At 74.2% G+C, this 2,392-nt stretch carries 2 protein-coding genes and 1 pseudogene; 2 read left to right on the forward strand and 1 reads right to left on the reverse strand.

Going from position 1 to position 2,392, the window contains the following annotated elements:
* The first annotated feature begins 30 nt into the window (after window positions 1-30).
* Window positions 31-501 (forward strand): gamma-glutamylcyclotransferase family protein, encoded by a 471-nt coding sequence (locus tag AB8Z36_RS37970; RefSeq protein WP_369217926.1) that lies wholly within the window; start codon window positions 31-33, stop codon window positions 499-501.
* Between the two features lie 335 nt (window positions 502-836).
* On the forward strand, window positions 837-1,133 hold the full coding sequence (locus AB8Z36_RS37975) for a DUF6355 family natural product biosynthesis protein (protein WP_369217927.1): 297 nt from the start codon (window positions 837-839) through the stop codon (window positions 1,131-1,133).
* Between the two features lie 72 nt (window positions 1,134-1,205).
* Here AB8Z36_RS37975 and AB8Z36_RS37980 read toward each other — a convergent pair.
* A pseudogene (locus tag AB8Z36_RS37980) lies at window positions 1,206-2,392 on the reverse strand (molybdopterin oxidoreductase family protein); the annotation flags it as partial.

Here is a 2,392-nt window from a genome sequence, read left to right on the forward strand (position 1 = left end):
CCCCAGCCCCCCGCTGTGCACAATCACCGTATGGATGCTTCCGGTCGCCGGGGTCTGACGCCTCGGCTGCCCTTCTTCGTGTACGGCACCCTGCGGCCGGGGGAGCCGAACCACGCCGCCTACCTCCTCGGCCGCGTGAGCACCGAGGAACCCGCCGTACTGCCGGGCGCGGCCCTGTACGAAGGCCCCGGCTATCCGTACGCCGTGGAGGACCGCGCCTCCGGACCCATACGCGGTGAACTCGTCACCGCCGTCCCCGCCGCCCACGACCCGCTGCTCGCCGCCCTCGACCTGCTGGAGGTGTACGCGCCGGGCGACCCCCGCAACCTGTACGAGCGCGTCGTCCGCGAGGTGACCCGCACCGCAGACGGCAGCACCGTCCCGGCGTGGGTCTATGTGGCGGCACCCCGGGTGGCCGCGCGGCTCCGGGCGTCGGGAACGCTGATCGGCGGCGGCGACTGGACCGCCGCCCGCGGGGACGGCGGCTGCTTCGGAGGGTGACCGGAGACCGGCCGGAGGGAGCGCGGAGGGTGAGGGGAGCGCGGATGGTGACGGGGTAGCGCGGACGGTGACGGGCGAGTGACGGTGACGGGAGAGTGACGGTGACGGGAGAGTGATCGGACGCGGGCGCCGCGCCACTCGCGCATCTCCCGCAACTGCCCTCCCTCCAGGCTGTTTCCGCAGCTCAAACGCCGACGCACCCGATGTGATGATCTCCACCACTCGTCCGGGCGACCCCGCGCGACTACCCGGAGTCATCGCCGCGAAGCTCTCCGTGTGCACCGATCGGTGCGCACGCCGGTGCCTGGCACCATGTCCCAACAAGGAGTCGCCTCATGCGAGTTCGCCGTTCCCTGCCGGCTCTCATCGGAGCCGTGACCCTCACCCTCGGCATGTCCCTGGCGGCCACGGCCTCCGCCGCCCCCTCGACGCCCACCGTCAAGGACCCGTGCGGGTTCTTCGAGACGGCGAGCGACGCCTACTACAACCACTGCACGAGCGACGGCTCGCACATCGTGATCGAAATCGACGACTGGGGCCCCAACTCGGAGCGATGCGTGGCTCCGGGCGTCACCTGGATCGGCGCGGCCGGGGACGTCGACGGCGCCTGGTACACCGGACGCCTCTGCTGACGGCGGGCATCCGCTGACCCGGGGCCGCTGACCCCGGGCGCCATCGGGTGACCCCAGCGGGCCCGGGGTTTCTCAGTCCCGGGCCCGCTCCAGCCGCACCGCGCACACCTTGAACTCCGGCATCCGCGAGACGGGATCGAGCGCCGGGTGCGTCAGGGAGTTGGCCCGCCCCTCGCCCGGCCAGTGGAACGGCATGAACACCGTGTCGGACCGGATCGACGACGTGATCCGCGCCGGAGCGACCGCCCGGCCGCGCCGGGACACCACGGCCACCGCGTCGCCCTCGGCGATCGAGAGCCGCGCCGCGAGCCGCGGATGCAGCTCCACGAACGGGCCGGGCGCGGCGGAGTTGAGCTCCGCCACCCGCCGCGTCTGCGCCCCCGACTGGTACTGCGCGAGCACCCGCCCCGTGGTGAGCAGCACCGGATACTCCGCGTCCGGCTCCTCCGCCGCCGCCCGGTGCACCACCGGCACGAAACGCGCCCGCCCGTCCTCGGTGGCGAACCGGTCGAGGAACAGCCGCCGCGTCCCCGGATGCGGGGGCCCCGAGGGCGCGGGCGGCGCCGGACACGGCCAGAACAGCCCCTCTCCCTCGCCCTCGGCCAGCCGCTCGTACGAGATCCCCGAGTAGTCCGCGGGCCCGCCCGCGCTCGCCCGGCGCAGCTCCTCGAAGACCTCCTCCGGCTCGGCGGGGAAACCCCTCCCGTGCCCGAGGCGCGCGGCGAGGCCGTGCAGAACCTCCAGGTCGCTGCGGACCCTGGCGGGCGCGGTCACCGCACGGCGCCGCAGCAGGACCCGGCCCTCCAGATTCGTCACCGTCCCGCTCTCCTCGGCCCACTGCGTCACCGGCAGCACCACATCGGCGAGTTCGGCCGTCTCCGAGAGCACCACGTCGGCCACCGCGAGGAAGTCGAGCGAACGCAGCCGCCCCTCCACATGCCCCGCCCCCGGCGCCGACACGACCGGGTTGGAGCCCATCAGGAGCAGCGCCTTCACATCCCCGCCGAGCGCGTCGAGCAGTTCGTACGCCGACCTGCCGGGGCCCGGCAGCGACTCCGGGGCGACGCCCCAGACCTCCGCCACATGCGCCCGCGCCGCCGGGTCCGTGCCGCGGCACGGGCACCCCGGTGATCCGCTCGACGAGTTCGGGCCAGTGCGCCATCGCCGCCGCCCGAGCCTCCTCCCATCCGCTGGTGCGCTCCGCGATGAACGCCTCGTCCGTGCGGCCCTCCGCCACGACCAGGTGCAGCAGGCCGATC

This window comes from Streptomyces flavofungini (assembly GCF_041028215.1).
In the GTDB taxonomy this organism is placed as follows: domain Bacteria; phylum Actinomycetota; class Actinomycetes; order Streptomycetales; family Streptomycetaceae; genus Streptomyces; species Streptomyces flavofungini_B.

Coding starts and splice junctions, on each gene's coding strand:
- AB8Z36_RS37970 (WP_369217926.1), top strand. CDS start 31: ATGGATGCTTCCGGTCGCCGGGGTCTGACGCCTCGGCTGCCCTTCTTC.
- AB8Z36_RS37975 (WP_369217927.1), top strand. CDS start 837: ATGCGAGTTCGCCGTTCCCTGCCGGCTCTCATCGGAGCCGTGACCCTC.